Annotated in this window: 19 protein-coding genes; 12 read left to right on the top strand and 7 right to left on the bottom strand. The window is 59.9% G+C overall.

The window, feature by feature from the left end:
* Positions 1–3: 3 nt before the first annotated feature.
* Positions 4–936 carry a GntR family transcriptional regulator gene (locus tag A6U87_RS20690; protein ID WP_065693178.1) on the bottom strand — a complete coding sequence of 311 codons (933 nt, stop codon included), beginning with the start codon at positions 934–936 and terminating at the stop codon, positions 4–6.
* A 211-nt stretch (positions 937–1,147) separates the two neighbouring features.
* Here A6U87_RS20690 and A6U87_RS20685 point away from each other — a divergent pair, with 211 nt between their 5' ends.
* The 10 genes from A6U87_RS20685 (at position 1,148) to A6U87_RS20640 (ending at position 10,952) form a co-directional block, all read left to right on the top strand.
* Positions 1,148–2,215 (top strand): spermidine/putrescine ABC transporter substrate-binding protein, encoded by a 1,068-nt coding sequence (locus tag A6U87_RS20685; RefSeq protein WP_065693177.1) that lies wholly within the window; start codon positions 1,148–1,150, stop codon positions 2,213–2,215.
* Positions 2,216–2,388: 173 nt separating this feature from the next.
* Positions 2,389–3,252: an ABC transporter permease gene (locus tag A6U87_RS20680; protein ID WP_244499544.1), complete on the top strand. Its 864-nt coding sequence runs from the start codon at positions 2,389–2,391 to the stop codon at positions 3,250–3,252.
* 1 nt (position 3,253) lies between these two features.
* Positions 3,254–4,033 (top strand): ABC transporter permease, encoded by a 780-nt coding sequence (locus A6U87_RS20675; protein WP_065693176.1) that lies wholly within the window; start codon positions 3,254–3,256, stop codon positions 4,031–4,033.
* Entirely contained in the window at positions 4,030–5,085 is a 1,056-nt protein-coding gene (locus tag A6U87_RS20670) for an ABC transporter ATP-binding protein (protein WP_065693175.1), read from the top strand. Before A6U87_RS20675 ends, A6U87_RS20670 begins: the two co-directional genes overlap by 4 nt.
* Before the next feature lie 36 nt (positions 5,086–5,121).
* Entirely contained in the window at positions 5,122–6,417 is a 1,296-nt protein-coding gene (locus A6U87_RS20665) for a glycosyltransferase (RefSeq protein WP_141684015.1), read from the top strand.
* Positions 6,410–6,772, top strand: coding sequence for a cupin domain-containing protein (locus tag A6U87_RS20660; protein ID WP_244499543.1), 363 nt, complete (start codon positions 6,410–6,412; stop codon positions 6,770–6,772). Before A6U87_RS20665 ends, A6U87_RS20660 begins: the two co-directional genes overlap by 8 nt.
* A gap of 24 nt (positions 6,773–6,796) precedes the next feature.
* A complete protein-coding gene (locus tag A6U87_RS20655; protein WP_065693173.1) occupies positions 6,797–7,144 on the top strand; it encodes a cupin domain-containing protein in 348 nt (115 codons plus the stop codon).
* Between the two features lie 42 nt (positions 7,145–7,186).
* On the top strand, positions 7,187–8,227 hold the full coding sequence (locus tag A6U87_RS20650; protein ID WP_065693172.1) for an aminoglycoside phosphotransferase family protein: 1,041 nt from the start codon (positions 7,187–7,189) through the stop codon (positions 8,225–8,227).
* Positions 8,228–8,232: 5 nt separating this feature from the next.
* Positions 8,233–9,738: an aldehyde dehydrogenase gene (locus A6U87_RS20645; RefSeq protein WP_065693171.1), complete on the top strand. Its 1,506-nt coding sequence runs from the start codon at positions 8,233–8,235 to the stop codon at positions 9,736–9,738.
* A gap of 20 nt (positions 9,739–9,758) precedes the next feature.
* Positions 9,759–10,952 carry a saccharopine dehydrogenase family protein gene (locus A6U87_RS20640; protein WP_065693170.1) on the top strand — a complete coding sequence of 398 codons (1,194 nt, stop codon included), beginning with the start codon at positions 9,759–9,761 and terminating at the stop codon, positions 10,950–10,952.
* Between the two features lie 82 nt (positions 10,953–11,034).
* Here the strand turns inward: A6U87_RS20640 and A6U87_RS20635 are convergent, their stop codons facing one another.
* On the bottom strand, positions 11,035–11,502 hold the full coding sequence (locus A6U87_RS20635) for a MarR family winged helix-turn-helix transcriptional regulator (protein WP_065693169.1): 468 nt from the start codon (positions 11,500–11,502) through the stop codon (positions 11,035–11,037).
* Positions 11,503–11,674: 172 nt separating this feature from the next.
* On the opposite strand from A6U87_RS20635, the gene A6U87_RS20630 reads away from it, so the two are divergent.
* Positions 11,675–13,600, top strand: a complete 1,926-nt coding sequence (locus A6U87_RS20630) for an FAD-binding monooxygenase (protein WP_065693168.1) — start codon at positions 11,675–11,677, stop codon at positions 13,598–13,600.
* Positions 13,601–13,724: 124 nt separating this feature from the next.
* Here A6U87_RS20630 and A6U87_RS20625 read toward each other — a convergent pair whose 3' ends face one another.
* Positions 13,725–14,426 (bottom strand): GNAT family N-acetyltransferase, encoded by a 702-nt coding sequence (locus tag A6U87_RS20625; RefSeq protein WP_065693167.1) that lies wholly within the window; start codon positions 14,424–14,426, stop codon positions 13,725–13,727.
* On the bottom strand, positions 14,423–15,556 hold the full coding sequence (menC, locus tag A6U87_RS20620) for an o-succinylbenzoate synthase (RefSeq protein ID WP_065693166.1): 1,134 nt from the start codon (positions 15,554–15,556) through the stop codon (positions 14,423–14,425). Before menC ends, A6U87_RS20625 begins: the two co-directional genes overlap by 4 nt.
* Positions 15,557–15,709: 153 nt before the next feature.
* On the opposite strand from menC, the gene A6U87_RS20615 reads away from it, so the two are divergent.
* A complete protein-coding gene (locus A6U87_RS20615; protein ID WP_065693165.1) occupies positions 15,710–16,237 on the top strand; it encodes a hypothetical protein in 528 nt (175 codons plus the stop codon).
* A gap of 19 nt (positions 16,238–16,256) precedes the next feature.
* On the opposite strand, the gene A6U87_RS20610 is transcribed toward A6U87_RS20615, so the two are convergent.
* The 3 genes from A6U87_RS20610 to A6U87_RS20600 all read right to left on the bottom strand — a co-directional run bounded on the left by A6U87_RS20610 (position 16,257) and on the right by A6U87_RS20600 (position 18,112).
* Entirely contained in the window at positions 16,257–16,802 is a 546-nt protein-coding gene (locus A6U87_RS20610; protein WP_065693164.1) for a flavin reductase family protein, read from the bottom strand.
* Between the two features lie 212 nt (positions 16,803–17,014).
* Positions 17,015–17,275, bottom strand: a complete 261-nt coding sequence (locus A6U87_RS20605; RefSeq protein WP_065693163.1) for a helix-turn-helix transcriptional regulator — start codon at positions 17,273–17,275, stop codon at positions 17,015–17,017.
* 42 nt (positions 17,276–17,317) lie between these two features.
* Positions 17,318–18,112, bottom strand: coding sequence for a class I SAM-dependent methyltransferase (locus A6U87_RS20600; RefSeq protein WP_065693381.1), 795 nt, complete (start codon positions 18,110–18,112; stop codon positions 17,318–17,320).
* Positions 18,113–18,126: the final 14 nt, after the last annotated feature.

Raw genomic sequence — 18,126 nt, 5'->3', positions numbered from 1 at the left:
CGATCAACGGCCTACGACTTTGAATGCGCGGGGAACGCCCCGGCCAGCGAGCGAAGGGCGCTGCGATTGGGACAGCTGAATATGCACGCGCAAAAGATCCGCCGCAAGCGCAAGCTGCCCTCTCTCTATGTGCTCAAGTATTTGAATATGTTCCAGATTGGACTGGATCAGGCGATACATGCTGGCATATCTGGGCGACGGCATCGCTGTCCGTCGCTTATGGAAATTCGAGAGGACCTCGGCCATGAACGGGTTTCCGCAACAGCGCGCAATCAGCATGTGCAGATCAAAGTCCGTGCGCTCGAACAGCCTGACATCAAAGCTCGATTCATCCATCTCCTTGAGCCTGTTCATGGAGTGGCGAAGCGCCAGAATGGCAGGCAGATCCCGCCTGAAATCCGGCATCGTGAGCGCAAGGGGTTCTGTCGCGAGACGGAACTCGTAGTTCTTGGAGATGGAGTCAACGCTGACGGCGAAGCGCTTCAATACCCACTGTTGCCCGGCGCCACGTTCCACCATATTGTCTTCTGACAGTCTATTTAGCGCATTTTGTACCGTCATTCGGGATGCGTCGTAGCGTCGCTGCAAGCCGGCTATGGTCTGGACTTCCTGGATCCTGCCGGCTGCGAGATCCCGCAGCATTGCAAGATGCAAATCCCCTTCGCTCGTTTCCGACTCGCCGCCCGCGAGTCTCGGAAGGGTCACGGGATCCACCGCGAGAACATAGCCGCCATCGGTGTCCGCGGTGACGATGGACTCATCGGCTAGGACTTGCAGGGCCTTGCGGATCGGTGTTCGCGATACATTGCAGAGGGACGCCAGGGCCTGTTCGGCAAGCCGTTCGCCCGGTGACATCCCTCGTTCTATCGCGATGTCCAGTACCTTTTGCGCCAATTCAACATGGCGATGGCGTGGGCGTTGCGTCTCAGATGTCATTCGGTACGTCCCGTGTTCGTTGATTCATAGTGCCCGGCGCAGGATTGATTTTCAAGTGCGATGGTACGAAATTGGAAAAAGATACCGCCGATCATTTTTTCTATTGACGTATTTTTGTTTGAAATAATACCATCGCGTCGGGCAGCAAATGACCGTGCCAAGCGGCGGCGCCTGATTTCTGAGGTGGAACAAATAAAAAAGGGAATTCTCCGTGAGTGGAAAAACGAAAGCAGTACTCCGCAGCGCGAGTACGAAGGCTCTGGCTATCTCGGTCATTCTGGGCAGCGCAAATGTCGCCGGTGCGGCTGACCTCGTGATCTCCAACTGGGACGGCTACATGGCGAAGGATGTAGCCCAGAGTTTCAAAGCCGCGACCGGGCTCGAGATCGAAGTGGTCAATCATGCCACCAATGAAGAAATCATGGGCAAGCTGATGGCCGGCAAGGGCAAGGGCTACGATGTGGTCTTCGTTTCGTCGCCCTTCGCCGAGATTCTCAACGGCCAAGGCATGCTGGCGCCGCTCGACAAGTCCGCGATCCCGAACCTCGCCAACCTTTATCCGGAGGCCGCTCAGTTGGCCTATGATCCGGGCAATGCCTATTCAGTTCCTTATACCTGGGGCGCGACGGGTCTTTGCTACCGATCCGACCTCGTGAAGACACCGGTGGACAGCTGGAATACCCTTCTGAAGCCCGATGATACGCTGAAGGGAAAAACCACGATGCTGGCGACTGACCGCTGGCTGATGGCGGCGGGTCTGCTTTCCCTCGGCTATTCGGTCAACGAGAAGGATGCCGGCAAGATCGAGCAGGCAAAGGACAAGCTGATCGAAGCGAAGAAGACCCTTCTCGCCTACGACGACACGACCTTTTATTCGAAGCTGGTATCCGGCGAAGCTCACCTCGTGCAGGCCTGGGACGGCTGGTGCAACTACGGCATTACCGACAACAAGGACATCAAGTTCGTGGTGCCGAAGGAAGGCTCGGATCTCTGGGTCGATACGATTGTCGTCATGAAGAACTCTGAAAAGCAGGCGGAAGCCATGAAGTTCATCAACTTCATGCTCGATGCGAAGAACCACGCCTGGGCGGCCGAGAACATCCTGTACAAGGTTCCGAACAAGGCCGCGATGGAAAGCCTCGATCCGAAGCTGATCGCTCAGTATCCAAACATGGGTACGACACCGACGGAACTGATGAAGTATGAGCTCCTCAGGGATCTCGGGGCGACACAGAAGGACTATTCCCGCGCCGTGAGCGAAATCAAGGCCGCCAACTAGGGCCTTGCCGCACGTACGCGGCTCGATCGAATTCGGCAGATGTCCCGCCTGAGGGCTGGACATCTAGCTGCCGCGCTTACGGTCATCGACAGACACTCGGCTACTTCACGCAGGCATGTGGGAAGTGATCGGGCAGCTGTTGGGAAATCAACCTTCCAGAGGTTTCCTTCTTCGTGTCTTACCAAGCAACCAGACCTAACCTCCTTGCGGCGCCCGCTGTCGCCTGGCTGCTCGCCTTCATGGTGGCGCCATGCCTGCTGGTCCTGAGCTACGCGTTCTTCGAGCGCGGCGTCTGGGGCGGTATTGATTACAATCTGAATCTGCAGAACTTCCTGCGTGTCGCGGACCCACTCTATGCGCGGATCTTCCTAAAATCCGCGCAGATCGCGGGACTGGCCACCCTGCTGGCTGTCCTCATCGGCTATCCCGCCGCTTATGCGATCAGTCGTGCACCGCGGGCACGCCAACCTATGTTGCTCTTCTTTGCGGTTCTGCCTTTCTGGTCGAACTATTTGATCCGCACCTATGCCTGGATCGTGCTTCTCAATCGCGAGGGGCTGATCAACAAGCTTCTGCAGGTGCTCGGTTACCAGGGCGAACCCTTGTCACTGCTCTATACCGAAGGCGCGGTCATCGTCGGGCTCGTCTATAACTATCTGCCCTTCGTCATCCTTGCGATCTACTCCACCCTGACGCGTCTCAATCCGGAGCTTATGGAAGCCTCCCGCGATCTTGGTGCCGGGCCCATTCGCACCTTTTTTCGGGTCACGCTTCCTCTGACGCTGCCCGGCGTCGCTGCGGGCGGGGTATTTGTCTTCGTATTGTCGATCGGCAATTTCGTGACGCCGGCGCTTCTTGGAGGCGGCCGCTTCCAGATGATCGGGAACGTGGTCTACGACCAGTTTCTCAGCGCCAATGACTGGCCGTTTGGCGCAGCGCTCGGGATGGTTCTGATCATCACCATGATGGCATTGCTGCTGCTGCAAGCAAGGGTCGCGGCCCGTGCGAGCGGCGAGACGATCAAAAGGGAGACGTGAGATGCCACAATCACGCCTGCCTTCCCGCATCGTCTTGCTCCTGGTCTTCGGCTTCCTGTACCTCCCGATCGCGGTGCTGGTTCTCTTGTCCTTCAACGAGTCCGGTTTGCCGACCAGTTGGTCTGGTTTCTCGACCAAGTGGTATGGGTCGCTGCTTGCCAATGCGAGCATTCTGGGCGCCGCCTGGAACACGTTGATCGTGGCGGTATGTGCCACGGCAATTTCGACCGTGCTCGGGACAATGCTGGCGATGGGCATGGAGCAGCGCCGGCGCAAGAGCACGGGCATAGAGGCTCTTGCCTTCGCGCCGATGGTGATCCCCGATATCGTTCTTGCCGTTGCGCTCCTGTCCTTCTTCTCGCTGCTCAACATCACGCTTGGCCTGCACACCATCGTGATCAGCCATGTCATTTTCGATCTGGCTTTTGTCTGCTCCGTGGTCCGGGCACGGCTGAAGAACTTTGACAATTCCATCGTCGAGGCGTCTCGCGACCTTGGAGCTTCCGCGTGGACGACATTCTGGCGGGTTACGCTTCCGGTGATCCTGCCGGCCGTCATCGCAGGCGCCCTGCTGGCCTTCACCCTGTCCGTGGACGAGTTCATCATCGCCTTCTTTACGGCCGGCGCCGGCCGGTCGTCGATCACCCTGCCAATTCAGATCTACTCGATGATCCGCTTTGGTATCACGCCGGAAGTCAATGCCCTGGCGACGATTGTCATGGGTGTCAGTGCAACCGCGCTCCTCATTTCTCAATGGCTCAACAAAGAACAGATGCAATGACCAACGTTCCCAGCAAGAATGAGACGATCCTGAAGATCGAGGGCCTGAGCAAGGCATTCGGCCCGGTTTCTGCGGTCGACGATGTGTCATTGAGCATCCAGCGCAACGAGTTTTTCGCGTTGCTGGGGCCGTCTGGTTGCGGCAAGACGACCTTGCTGCGAATGCTCGCCGGTTTCGAGATGCCGACCAGCGGGGCGATCGTGCTGTCGGGGGAGAATATCGCGTCGCTGCCGCCGGAAAAGCGGCCGCTCAACCTGATGTTTCAGTCATACGCGCTCTTTCCGCATATGACCGTGCGCCAAAATCTCAGCTACGGCCTGGAGATGGAGCGTCTCGACAAGGCCGAAATCCGCAGGCGGGTGGATGAAACCTTGCTGTCGACGGATCTGACCGCTTTTGCCGATCGCAAGCCCGACAAGCTCTCAGGCGGCCAGAAGCAGCGTGTAGCGCTCGCCCGCGCTCTGGTGAAGCGTCCCAAAGTGCTGCTGCTGGACGAGCCGCTCGGGGCGCTAGACAAGAAGTTGCGCGAGCGTATGCAGCTGGAGTTGAAGCGCCTGCAGCACGAAGCGGGCATCACCTTCATCATCGTCACGCATGACCAGGAGGAGGCGCTGGTCATGGCCGACCGCATGGCGATCCTGCGCGACGGGAAACTCCTGCAAGTGGGCACGCCCGAGCAGGTCTACGAACAGCCTGCCGATCGTTTCGTCGCCAATTTCATCGGCATCATGAACTTCATCGACGTAACCGTCGGCGACCACGGCACTTTCACTGCTGACGGCTACCGGATTGCGCTTTCCTCCGACCGTGGCCCCGGCAAGGCAACACTGGCAGCGCGCCCAGAGGCGATCCGTCTTTCCGACGATGGTGCTGGCCTCGCGGGCACGATTTCCGACATCGCCTATCACGGGCTCGACCGCGTGCTTCACGTTGAGACGACTGCGTCTCAGGCTCCGGTGCAAGTTCGTGTCACCGCGGAGGAGGGGCGGAATTTCAGGCCGGCGCAGCAGGTACGCCTGCTGTTCGATCCTGCGAAATGCCACCTGTTCTAGGGATGGCGGCACAAGAATAATGACAAGAAGGGAACATTGATGAGCAAAACGATTGCATTCTTTCCGGAAGCCGCGTTCGGCCCGGCCCTCAACTCGGTTGGTATCGCCCAAGCCGTCCAGGCCCTCGGCCACAAGGCGGTTTTTCTCTCCGATCCGGGCTTCGTGTCGGTCTACGAGGGCTATGGATTCGAGGCTTATCCCGTCAATCTCTCGGCCCCGGTGCCGCCTGAACAGATGGCGAAGTTCTGGGAGGACTTCATCAACGGCCATATCCCGAATTTCCGCAAAAGCCCCTACGACCAGATCGACAACTACGTGAAGGACTGCTGGACCGCGATCGTGGACAGCGCCAAATGGGCGGAAAAGGATCTGCCGGCCGTTCTGGCGAAGATCCAGCCAGACCTTATCTGCGTCGATAACGTGATCCTGTTTCCGGCGATCAAGCACTTCGGCAAGCCGTGGGTGCGGATCATTTCCTGCTCGGAGAACGAGATCGAGGACCCGCAAATCCCGCCGCACCTTTCCGGATGCCGCCAGGATGACCTTGCCGGCCACGCGGCCTTCCGTGACCGCTTCAATGAAGTGATCAAGCCCATCCATGATGATTTCAACGCGTTCCTCGCCTCGACAGGGGAAGAGGCCTATCCCATCGGTCAGTTCTTCGAGGCCTCGCCCCATATGAACCTGCTGCTTTATCCGCAGTCGGTAAAGTTCGACCGGGCGCATCCACTCGATCCAAACCAGTACCAGTATCTCGAGGGCTGCATCCGCAAGGAGGCGCCGTACACCGTCCCGACGTTTGCCGAGAACAATGACAAGCCTCTGATTTACATCTCGTTTGGCAGCCTCGGAGCAGGCGACACCGATCTCCTGAAGCGGTTGATCAAGACGATCGGCAGGCTGCCCTACCGCGCGCTGGTCAATGTGGGCGACTACAAGGACCAGTATGAAGATGTGCCTGGCAACGTGGTGATCGAGAGCTGGTTCCCGCAGCCGTCCGTCATCCCGCAGATCGATGCGGCGATCCATCACGGAGGAAACAACTCCTTCACCGAGTGCCTCTACTTCGGCAAGCCGGCGATCATCATGCCTTATGTATGGGACGGGCACGACAACGCAACCCGCATCGATGAGACCGGTCATGGCTTCAAGATGCCCCGTTATGATTGGACCGACGAAGAGCTCGCTACCAAACTCGAGCACATGATCAATGATGCCGCGATGAAGGCAAAACTCGCCTCCACGTCGGCTCACATGCAGAGCCGCAATGGTCCGCAAAAGGCCGCAGGCATCCTCAATCAGCTGATCAACACCGGAACATACAATGCCTAAAACCCTGACTTCCACGGCCCCACATATACATGGCGCAACGACGTTCGACGATCTTGTCGACTGGGGTGTCCAATCCGATGCGCTTGAAGGGCAGTCGAAATCCACTGGTCGGCTCTTGTTCAAGGGGCCGAACAACCAGCCGGAAACCGGGATCTGGGTATGCACGCCGGGCCGCTGGCGCCTGTCGATCCCCCGCGACGAGTTCTGCCATTTCGTTACCGGTTCCGCGACCTACCGCTCGGATAGCGGCGAGGTCGTGGAGGTGACTGCAGGAACGGCGGTGATGTTCAAGGCCGGCTGGACCGGCGAATGCACCGTCCATGAGACCATGCGCAACATATACATGCTGGCGTAAGCCGAGACGAAAGGAAAACCGCACATGACCACCGCACCGTTGATGCGAAAGCCGCTGGAACAGAGCGACCTCGTCGATTGGGGAACAATTCCCACGATGATCGAGGGGGTAAGCCACGTGTCGGGCCGGCTGATCCACAAGGGTCCAAGCGGCGAGAGCGAATGTGGCCTCTGGATCTGCACGCCCGGCAAGTGGGAATGCCACGTAACGCGCGATGAGTTCTGCCACTTTCTCGAGGGGCGCTGCACTTACGTGCATGAATCCGGGGACGTGATCGAAGTAACGCCGGACACGGCCGCCTTCTTCCCCCAGGATTGGAAAGGTGTCTGCACGGTCCATGAAACGATCAAGAAGGTCTACATGATCCGCTAAGTCGCCTAGCGCCGGCGGTCAGTTTAAACGCGAAGAAAGTGAATGAGCATCATGCAGGATCAAACCTCATGGGATGCACGGCAGGGCTTTGTCTTCAAGTCTTGCGATGAGTTGCTGCAACTCACGCAACTGCCCGCCGACGCTTCCCCACGAAAATACTATCGTGTCGAGTTCACGCCGCGCCTTCTCATGGAAGTTCCGGCGCATGCGCCGGATTTTCCGGCTTTCGTTGAGATCAGCCGGCACCTCGTGCAACTGGGCCTGTCGGCTCCGCAAGTCTACGCGATGGATCTCGACAGGGGGCTGGCGCTGATCGAAGACTTTGGACACGACACGTTTACGCGCCTTTTCGCCCGAGGGGAGAGCGAGACGGAACTCTATCAGCTTGCGATCGATACGCTGGTCCATCTGCATGATGCGCCCGGCGCGACGAGGATCGACCTCCCGAGCTATGACGAGACGCCTCTGTTCGAGGAACTCGGCATGTTCACCGACTGGTTTGCTCCTTTCTGCAATCCAGACCTCGACATTGCGCGATTCAAGCAAAGGTTCCTTTCGCTTTGGAAGCAGACGCTCGCCGAGGTGGCGGGCCGTCGCGAGGTGCTGGTCCTGCGTGACTACCACGTCGACAATCTGATGGTGATCGACGGGCGCGAAGGGATCGCCGCCTGTGGTGTCCTGGATTTTCAGGACGCACTTATCGGCTCGGCCACTTATGACCTCGTTTCGCTGACACAGGATGCCCGTCGGTCGATAGCACCGGCGCTCGAGACCAGCTTGGTCGAGCGATATCTCGCCGCACGTCCGAACGTCGACCATGCGACGTTCATGGCCGACTACTGGCTATTGGCTGCCCATCGTCACACCAAGATCCTGGGCAACTTCGAGCGGCTCTCCAGGCGTGACGGCAAGCATGGTTACCTCCGGTATCAGGAGCATGTCTCCACGCTGCTGGATCGCGCTCTGAGCCAAGCCAATCTCACCGAAATCCGGTCTTGCATGGATGAGTGCCTCCCAGGCTGGCAGCAGTTTGCCCAGGCCAGATCAAGCCAGCCCGCCGACCTACACGAACGCAGGAATTGAGACCGATGTTTGATCCCTCGAAAGCTGTCTATTTCGCTGACGGCGCTTACCAGATCAGTGCCGGCGTCGCCCACGACGTCATAGATCCCTCAAACCTTGATAAAGTGGGTATCCGCAGCGAGGTGACCGCTGCCGAGATGGAGACCGCACTCGACGGCGCCAGCAAAGTGCAACGCCAATGGGCGCGGCTGGACGCCAAGACACGGGCGACGATCCTTCACCAGGTCGCCAGTCGCATCGAAGCGACCGACATGCGCCGCTGCGCGGAACTGATGTCGCGGGAGATGGGAAAACCATACCCGGAAGCGATCGGCGAGGTGGCCAACTGCGCCGGGGCATTCCGCTATTTCGCGGAAATGGCCCGGGATGATGGTGGCAAGGTTGCCGGCACGACACAGGCAGGCTCATTCCAGCATTCACGCTATGAAGCATTGGGCGTCAGCGTTCACATCATGCCGTTCAATTTTCCGATCCTCTTGATGTGTTGGACCGTGGCGGCATCATTGGCCTCCGGGAACGGCTGCATTATCAAGCCGGCACCCGCCACGACGTTATCGACGCTCGAGTTCATGCAGGTCTTCGATCCGCTTCCCGCAGGGCTTGTGGCGTGCCTTCCCGGCGGCGCTGAACTGGCAACCGCGCTCATCGAGTCACCGAAGACGCATGCCGTAGCCTTCACTGGCTCGGTTGCGGCGGGCAGGGCTGTTGCGATGGCCGCGGCCGGACAGATGAAGCCGGCTGTCATCGAGGCTGGCGGTTCGGACCCGATGATCATCACGGCCAATGCACCGGTCGATGTAGCGGCTGCAGGAGCGGTGACGGCTGCCTTTCACATGTCCGGCCAGGTCTGCACGTCGGCGGAGCGCTTCTTCGTTGTCGACAGTATCCATGACGAGTTCATCGCCAGATTTGCGGAAGAGACCCAAAGGTTGAGGATCGGCAACGGGCTGACCCGGGCTGAGATCGGACCACTGGTCAGCAAGGCTGCCCGCGACAAGGTTATTCGCCTTGTCGAGGACGCAAAATCGAAGGGTGCGACCGTTGTCGTGGGGGGCAGGATCCCCGAAAGCGAGCCAACCGGCTGGTTCTACGAACCGACGATCCTGACGGGTTGCACGCAGGATATGGCGATCATGCGCGAAGAATGCTTCGGTCCGGTTGCGGCCGTCATGCGGGTTGCCGATTTCGACCAGGCGATCGAGCGTGCCAACGATAGCGAGTTCGGGCTAGGCGCCTCAGTCTTCACCACCTCGCTCGATGAGGCGATGGATGCGGCGGAGCGGCTGGAAGCCGGCATGGTGTGGATCAACAATCCGCTGATCGACAATGATGCGCTTCCATTCGGCGGCTGGAAAAAATCGGGTCTCGGGCGCGAGCTTTCCAGGCTTGGGCTCGATACCTTCCGTCGGTCGAAGATGGTCATCATCGATCACAAGCCTGTCGTCCAGGGCTGGTGGTATCCCTATCCCGATGAGTGGTTCTACGAGCACGGCGGCCGAAAGCACTCCTAGTTTCTCCTGAGGACTAAACAATGATCATTACACTTCTTGGCGGCGCTGGCTTCATGGGCGCAGGCATTGTCCGCGACCTGCTCTCCGAGCGTTCCATCATCGACATCACGACGCTACGGCTCTGCGACGCATCGCGCGAAAAGATCGATGCATTGGTGTCGGAGCTGGGTGATCCGCGCACCGTGCCTTTCGATCTCGATGTTACCAACGGGGATGCGTTGGACGCGGCCATCGCTGGCGCCGATATCTGCATCAACTGCGTTCCAACCCTGCTCGGTTTCCAGATGGTGATCTTCGAGGCGGCCCTGAAAGCACGCGTCTCCTATATCGACTTGGGAGGGCTCGGTACCTACACCGTCAAGCAGCTCGCCGAACACGAGCGCTTCAAGGAGGCTGGGGTCACGGCCGTGATTGGGGTCGGTGCCGATCCTGGCATGTCGAACGTGATATGCCGTGCCGTTGCCGACGAACTGGATACGATCGACAAGATCAATCTCTACTGGGCGGCGGAACTGGTTGGCGATGAGAACCCCGTTCTAGTGCCACCCTACAGCGTGTCCACCGTCCTTGCGGAATATGCCCATCCGAGCACCCAGTTCTATGATGGCCGGCATGTCGAGTGCGCGCCGATGAGTGGGCGGGAATATCTCGACCTGCCTGAACCCTGGGGACGCTGCGAGTTCATGCATTCTCCCCATTCCGAACAGCTGACGGTGCCGTTGGCTGACGGCATAAGGGAGAAAGGCATCAAGGAGTTCACCTGGAAACTACATCTTCCGCACCGCGAGCACGAAGCGTGGGTGGGGCTTGCGAAGGCAGGCTTCGGAGATTTCGATGAACCGGTCGATATCGGCGGCGTCAAGGTGAAGCCGCTCGACGTGCTCAACAAGGTGCTCGATCGAAACATCAAGAAGAATGTGCACCTCATTCCGGCGCAGGAAAGCAACGAGATCCACTTCGCGGTCGGTCGGGGTCTGAAAGATGGCGTGGAGACAGAGGTGACTGTGGAAGTCGTGGTCAAGCCCGACGACATGTACGCGCCCTACGTCGATGCCTGCACATCGATGAACGGTTCCATCGCTGCCCAGCTGATTCTGGCAAATCCCCGCAAGCCGGGGGTATGGGCGCCGGAAGAGTATTTCAACGTCGCGTCTTACTTCGTAGAGCTCGAAAAGCGCCGCTTCATAATCGACAAGCGTATCGCGCGTCGATGACCGCTCCGCTTTGCGGAGACCAGCTCGACGCGATTGAACGAAAGTGTGGCAGGCTGAGGAAGCCTGCCACACCATGCGATTTCTAGTCGCCTGGGACATCGCGCTGCGGCGCCCTGCTGAGCTCGTTGCCTGATGCCGTCGCCTTGCGCAGGAGCCGCATCAGTTCTTCGACCTCGTCGGTTGATAGCCCGCGGACCATGGTCTTTTGCGCGGCCTCCACCGCAGGCGTGATGCCTTCGAGCGTGCGTATACCTTCCGTCGTGATGGTCAGTTCACGGGCGCGCCGGTCGCGGCTGCTCGCGTTCCGCTCGATCATGCCCTTGTGCGCCAGCCGATCCACCACGCCGGTAATTGTCGTGCGGTCATAGGCGATCAAGCCCGCAAGGGTCACCTGATCGATGCCGGGATTGGTACTGATGGCCGCCAATGCCGCGTATTGCACTGGCGTCAGGTCATATCCTGCCGCCTCCGCCTCTGCGTGAAACACGGCCACCGCGATCTGCTGAAACCGGCGGATCAGATGCCCCGGCATGTCATTGTTGTCTCTCACTCGTCCCTCCGCCTGCACAAGTCAATTGACAGTATGCTGATCATCAGTATTATGAGCAATATTGATTGCTGCGAAATATGTGCCTTGCGCGCTACCTTAAACGGGGCCCGGTGTGTGCGTCCACACCCCAGGCTGTGGGCGCCTCGCAGCCCAAGATGGGAGGAGAATGTCCATGCAATTTCACCTGAATGGCTTCAGAACCGGCGATCCTGCATTGTCAGAGCCATCGCCAGAGGCGTCGGCGGGGGCGGACGCGCTGCCTTCGAAAGTTGACGTTCTGATCGTCGGCTGCGGCCCGGCCGGTCTAACGCTCGCCAGCCAGCTCTCCGCCTTTCCCGGTATCAAGACCGCAATCGTCGACCAGAAGCCGGGTCCACTGGAGCTCGGCCAGGCAGACGGGATTGCCTGCCGCACGCTTGAGATGTTCAACGCCTTCGGCTTTGCCGAGAAGGTCTTGAAGGAATCGTGCTGGGTAAACGAAACATCGTTCTGGAAGCCCGACGATGGCAAGCGCGGCAACATCGTCCGACACGGCCGAATCCAGGACGTCGAAGACGGCCTCTCCGAAATGCCACACGTCATCCTCAACCAGGCACGCGTGCATGACTTCTACCTCGATATCATGCGCCGCTCGCCGAACCGGCTGGAGCCTCACTACGCTCGCCGCCTGGCCGACCTCACGATCGATACCGCCGCGACAGCAGGCAGTCATCCGGTTACGATCAAGCTCGAGCGGAACGATTCCGCCCATGAAGGCCAGATCGAGACCGTGCAGGCCCGTTATGTGGTCGGTTGCGATGGAGCGCGCAGCGCCGTGCGCAAATCGCTCGGACGGGAATTGAAGGGCGATTCCGCCAATCAGGCATGGGGCGTCATGGACGTCCTGGCCGTCACGGATTTTCCGGACATCCGCCTCAAGGCCGTGATCCAGTCGGCCGGCGAAGGCAACATCCTGCTCATTCCGCGCGAGGGCGGCTATCTCGTGCGCATTTACGTCGAGCTCGACAAGCTCGCCAAGGATGAGCGCGTCGCCAGCAAGAACATAACGGTCGACCATCTGATCGCCGCCGCCCAGCGGGTGCTTCAGCCCTATAGCTTCGAGGTGAAGGAAGTCGCCTGGTGGTCGGTCTATGAAATCGGTCAGCGACTGTGCGACAAGTTCGATGATGTGCCGGAGGCGGAGATCGCGACGCGGCTGCCGCACGTCTTCATCGCCGGCGACGCCTGCCACACACACAGCCCGAAGGCCGGGCAGGGCATGAACGTTTCGATGCAGGATGCCTTCAATCTGGGCTGGAAGCTTGCCGCCGTACTGGAGGGCCGCGCACCTGCCGAGTTGCTGCACAGCTATTCCGCCGAGCGGCAATCAATCGCGAAGGAACTGATCGATTTCGACCGTGAATGGGCAAAAATGCTCAGTGCGCCACTGAAATCCGCGACGAATCCCGATGGTGTGGACCCGGCCGACGTCCAGGAGTATTTCGTCCGGTCCGGGCGCTACACCGCCGGCACCGCCACGCGCTATGCACCCTCCGTCCTCACCGGCGAGGCGACCTATCAGGACCTTGCAAAGGGGTTCCCGATCGGCAAGCGCTTCCACTCGGCACCGGTCGTCCGCCTTGGCGATGCCCGACCGATGGAACTCGGCCATGCGGCCGAGGCTGACGGTCGCTGGCACGTCTATGCCTTTGCGGGTGAAGGTGACCGTGCCCAGCCCGGCTCACCGCTCGCGGCTCTTTGCAGCTTTCTCGAGGGCGCGGGGTCGCCATTGGCGAAATTCACGCCGCAAGGCGGTGACATCGATTCCGTCATCGACGTTCGCGCTGTCTTCCAGCAGTCCCATCGCGAGCTTGCGATCGAGGCAATGCCAGCGCTGCTTTTTCCCGCCAAGGGGCGCTTCGACCTGCGCGACTACGAAAAGATGTTCTGTCCCGACCTTAAGGGAAGCAACAACATCTTCGACCTGCGCGGCGTCGATCGAGAGAAGGGATGCATGGTCGTCGTACGGCCAGATCAATATGTTGCGCACATCCTGCCGCTCGATGCCCATGCGGCGCTCGCCGATTTCTTTGATGGCTTCATGATTGCCGCAGGTTAATCGGCGGGAAACACCCAGCGGCATTCGCAGTGATGCCGCTGACCCGTTCTGACGAGATGACAGGAGCCCGCAGGTTAACGCAGGCGGCTTCCATCAAAGGTGACCGGCAAGGCTGAGCGCGAGCTCAGCCAATCAAATAGGATGCAGTCTCCGGATCGAACCCGATGATGCGCTCGCCCTTGCCGAAGGCATCCATGAGAGTTTCGCGCAGCGATAGTCTCGCGGCCAGCGCCGCCTGCGGGTCGCGTGATACCAGCTGTTCGATGTCGCGCGGAATGTCCACTCTTCGACCCTGCGGCAGGTCAGGCTGGGCGCCTCGCGCCCGGCTTGCGACAAGCGGGGAGTCCAGCTTCCATTCGGCGACGATGCGGTCCGAGGGGAGGCCTGCGTTAATGCCGACCATTGGGCCGTAGTAGTCGACATGGTAGGTGGATGATGTCGCCCCCAGGCTTGAAATGTTCAGCCCGGCATTGACCGCGCGCAAAGGGTCGTAGGTCCAACGGACCAAGGTTATTGCGCGAGCGAGGCACCAGTCCCGCTGAAACCATTTCAGGCGCGCCCCAAGCTTCAGGCCTCTCGCTTCCGAGAGCACGCCGAGGCGGTGCGAATGTTGCACCCCTTGCGTCGAGCTCGGAAAGCCAAAGATGAAGCCGAGCATCTTTCCATCGGAGAACGCGCCGGCAACCAGGCCGCCTTCGTGTTGTATGGCGAGCAGCAGGTCGGAGTTGTCAGGAGGATCGTCCTCTCCCCAGATCAGCCTTTGCAGATGCTCGGAATGTTTGAGCTCCGCCACGGATTCCAGCTCGCGGATCAGGATCTCGCTCACAGGGCGAGCTCCTCTTGGAGGCTCGTCACCGTGTCGAGGAATTTGTAATCCAGGGTCACGCCGATCCCGGGACCGTTCTTCGGCACCGGCATCTGCCCATCGACCGCCTCAAGCGCTTCGTTGACGATGTCTCGCGGGAAGTACCGGCTGGCCGACGAGGTGTCTCCTGGCTTGGTGAAGTTCGCAAGCGTCGACAGGTGGATGTTATGGGCTCGACCGATCCCGGCCTCAAGCATTCCGCCACACCACACCGGGACGTCAAACGCAGCGCAGAGATCGTGGATCGCGCGCGACGCGGTGTGACCGCCAACCCGCCCGACCTTGATGTTGATGACGCGACCGGCCCCTGCGACCAGCGCCTTTCTTGCATCGACCGCCGAGCGGATGCTCTCATCGAGGCAGATGGCGGTGAGAAGTTTTTCCTGCACCTTCACGTGATCGGAAATATCGTCAAAGGCCAGGGGTTGCTCGATGTAATCAAGCGCGAACTCGTCCATCGCCTTGAGAAGGGGGAGGTCGGACAGCTTGTAGTCGGTATTCGCGTCAACTGTCAGCTTCGCGTGAGGGAAGCGTTCGCGGACTGCCTTGAGCAGACCGAGGTCATGGCCGCGCTTGATTTTCAGCTTCACGCGCTTGTAGCCGGCTTGAACGGCCGACTCGACGCGGGCGATGGTCGTGGGAATGTCGGCGATGCCGAGGCTGACGCCAACGTCCACGGCATCACGTACGCCGCCGAGGGCAACGCTGAGCGGAAGGTTCAGCGCCTTCGACCAGAGATCCCACATCGCCATCTCGACCATGGCCTTGCTCATCCTGTGGCCGCGCCATGGGTCGAGAATGCTGTTCAGCTCCGCCGGGCCGTTGAAGCGCTTGCCGATAACCTGCGGGAGCACGGCTCCCTTCAGGAAGCTCAGGGAGCCGGAGATCGTTTCCTCGAGGTAATCGGGAAGAGGATCCATAACCCCTTCGGAATAGCCTTCCAGTCCTTCCGCACGGAGCGTCAGGATCGGAATTACCTTTTCGGTCATCGTTCCCGTGGAGATCACAAATGGTGTCAGCAGCGGTAGGCGGATCAAGCGGATCTCGGCGGACTCGATCAGTAGTCCAGGAAAAATGGGGGCTGCTGTCATCGTTTGCTCCAGGGAATGTCTATCGGCGAGATGTATATCCACGTCAATCGCGAGGCAATGCGTGGAAAGAAGCCTTCGGTGACATATCTGTCCACCGATGCCGCTTCGCCATGACCAAGTCCTGTGAAACCTCCCAGACAAAGGAGACATGAAATGGCCGTTACCCGTAAGGAAGAAGATCGGGCACTCAACGTCGACGAGCGCGAGGTTGTTCGCCAGACACGTCATCCCGAGATACAGGCGCTATCTGACGACGCATTGGACAAGCTGTCGCGAAGGCTTCGCGACATGCGCGACAAGGCGCAGTCGCAGGCCAATCAGCATCGGCGCGAGATGCGCGGAAAGTCCGCCCCCAAGGGCGCGTCGCCGAAGACCTCGGACGCCGGATCTCGACTGAAGGCTTCGGTTCTGTCGATCGGGATGAAACGCTTGAATGCCGAGTCACAGCGGCGGACGGCGATGGCCAAGAACCACTCGCTCGTTGAAAACGCCCAGCGCGCACTCGAACTCAAGCAGGCGGCTCAAAAGGGCAACGTGCCTTTCAACACACGCCATGCCAATGAAGGCATGCGGGATATCCCGGACCGGAAGGCGATTTCGCTGGTGCGGCCGGCAGAGCGCGGCAGGTTGAGAAAAGCGCAGGCAGTGGCGCAAGCCAAACGAGACGGAGCGCAGGGTTAGCCGCGGCAGCCCGGCGCCCTCAGTTGAGCTCGGAGGGCGCCTTCTGCAGAGAACGAAACCGCCGGGCACCGTAAAGCAGGGCGTCCTGTCCGGACTGGCTGTTGACCGCGACGACATCGCCGAAAATGACGGAATGGGTGAATTGATCGCTGATCAGCGCAGTGCGGCAGTCGAAGACTGCGGCTGCGCCAGTCAGCGCCGGCGATCCGGACGGCATGTTCGTCCAGGCGCCCGAGGCGAACCGTTCCACGTCGGAACCTTTCATGCCGGCGAAAAGCTCCGCCACGCTGACCTGGTCCTCCGTCAGGACATTGACGCAGAAATGGCCGGCCTCGATGATCCTGTCGTGGCTGAAGCCGGATTTGTTGACACAGATGAGCAGTCGCGGCGGGCTGGCGCAGACGGATGACACAGCCGTTGCTGTCAGGCCGAAGCGGCGTCCGCCGATCGCTGTCGTGATGACGCAGACCGAGGACACATGCGCCGACATCGCGCTGACATAGTCCTTCGAGTTAACCGGCTCCAACGCCTGCGGCGCGGCTCCGACGTTAACAGTGAGTGTCATGTGGTCTTCTCCTCCAGCCAGCTGGTCGCTCCCGAACTTGCCGCTTGCTTCACGAGTTTACCCGCAGTAGCGCCAATCTCGTTATCGGCCATATGGATGAAAACCTCCGGCATATCGAATAGGTTAGCGTCCAAAAGACCATCATCTGACGGATGGCTGCAGGGTGAGCGCTTTCGCGATCCAGCATCGCAGCCACCTGTAGCCTGTCGCTCTCAGCCCTGCCGGCTTTGCTTTGGCGTAAACCCGAACCTGCGTTTGAAGGCGGTGGAGAAGTTTGCCGCGCTGGTATAGCCCGCCACGTAGGCAGCCTGGGCAATCGAAACGTCACCGCTTTCCAGCGCGAGCCGCGCCTGCTCGAGCCGCTGCGTTCTGATGTAGTGAAATACTGTCGTCCCATGGGCCGCATGAAACAGGCGTTGCAGCGAGTTGACGCTGATCCCGGCACCTGAGGCTATCTCCTCCAGAGACAGCACTTCGCTCGTGCTGTTGACGAACTCTTCTGCTCTCGCGCCGGTTCAGGCCGGCTTTTGCGCCACGATCGCATACCGGTGCTGCAGTCCTCTCGCCAAGGCCTTGAGGTAGTTCCAGTTCTTTGCCTGTGCCTTATGAATCTGCCGGAGATTGGTGTCGATAACGATATCCTCGAAACCGGCTTGCTGCAGCAAGTCCACGACGGATTCGGCGCGTGCGCCGGCGGAGAAATAGACGCGCGCGAGAATGCTGTTGTGGCGTTCGGCAAATTCACGCGAGGCATGCGGGGTGTCGGGTTTCAATAGCCCTGCCTTTTCCAGCCAGGCGGCGAGCCGCTTGACAAGGCGTTCGCCGCGTCCGACTTTGACGAAATCACCGTCAACGATCATCAGTTTGCCGCCTGGCTTCAAGACGCGCAGCCATTCGCGAAAGCAGGCTTCAGGATCGACGAGCGTCCAGACCAAGTGGCGGTTCACGACGACGTCGTACGCCTCACTGCCTTCCATGGTGTTTTCCGCATCGCCGAGGAAGAACTTGATCGGGCGACCGCGCTTGGCAGCCTTTGCGCGCGCCCGCTCCAGCATCTCCTCCGACCAATCGATGCCGGTCACGTTATATCCGAGGTCGTCCATCAGATGGGAGATGACGCCGGTGCCGCTGGCAAGGTCGAGCGCATGTCGACCATCGCCCGCGCCGAGATGCTTCAGGATCAGGTGATGCCACGCCAGGCGCTCCGGCGCGGAAAAGATTTCGTGACCGGGTGATTGATCGAATGTCGCCGCGCGCTCCGACCAATAGGCCTTTATCTCCTCGCGCAGTCCGTGGTTGTGGCCGGACATCTCTTCCGTCTTCC

Origin of the sequence: Rhizobium sp. AC44/96 (assembly GCF_001692185.1) — a bacterium.
Lineage (GTDB): Bacteria > Pseudomonadota > Alphaproteobacteria > Rhizobiales > Rhizobiaceae > Rhizobium.
Note: the sequence above shows the minus strand (reverse complement) of the source record. Positions and strands in the feature narration are given on the sequence as shown.

Bases quoted from the DNA above. Each gene is read 5' to 3' on its own strand.
- A6U87_RS20690 (WP_065693178.1), bottom strand. From the start codon at position 936: ATGACATCTGAGACGCAACGCCCACGCCATCGCCATGTTGAATTGGCG.
- A6U87_RS20650 (WP_065693172.1), top strand. From the start codon at position 7,187: ATGAGCATCATGCAGGATCAAACCTCATGGGATGCACGGCAGGGCTTT.
- A6U87_RS20640 (WP_065693170.1), top strand. From the start codon at position 9,759: ATGATCATTACACTTCTTGGCGGCGCTGGCTTCATGGGCGCAGGCATT.
- A6U87_RS20630 (WP_065693168.1), top strand. From the start codon at position 11,675: ATGCAATTTCACCTGAATGGCTTCAGAACCGGCGATCCTGCATTGTCA.
- A6U87_RS20615 (WP_065693165.1), top strand. From the start codon at position 15,710: ATGGCCGTTACCCGTAAGGAAGAAGATCGGGCACTCAACGTCGACGAG.
- A6U87_RS20670 (WP_065693175.1), top strand. From the start codon at position 4,030: ATGACCAACGTTCCCAGCAAGAATGAGACGATCCTGAAGATCGAGGGC.
- A6U87_RS20600 (WP_065693381.1), bottom strand. From the start codon at position 18,112: ATGTCCGGCCACAACCACGGACTGCGCGAGGAGATAAAGGCCTATTGG.
- A6U87_RS20610 (WP_065693164.1), bottom strand. From the start codon at position 16,802: ATGACACTCACTGTTAACGTCGGAGCCGCGCCGCAGGCGTTGGAGCCG.
- A6U87_RS20660 (WP_244499543.1), top strand. From the start codon at position 6,410: ATGCCTAAAACCCTGACTTCCACGGCCCCACATATACATGGCGCAACG.
- A6U87_RS20645 (WP_065693171.1), top strand. From the start codon at position 8,233: ATGTTTGATCCCTCGAAAGCTGTCTATTTCGCTGACGGCGCTTACCAG.
- A6U87_RS20655 (WP_065693173.1), top strand. From the start codon at position 6,797: ATGACCACCGCACCGTTGATGCGAAAGCCGCTGGAACAGAGCGACCTC.
- menC (WP_065693166.1), bottom strand. From the start codon at position 15,556: ATGACAGCAGCCCCCATTTTTCCTGGACTACTGATCGAGTCCGCCGAG.
- A6U87_RS20675 (WP_065693176.1), top strand. From the start codon at position 3,254: ATGCCACAATCACGCCTGCCTTCCCGCATCGTCTTGCTCCTGGTCTTC.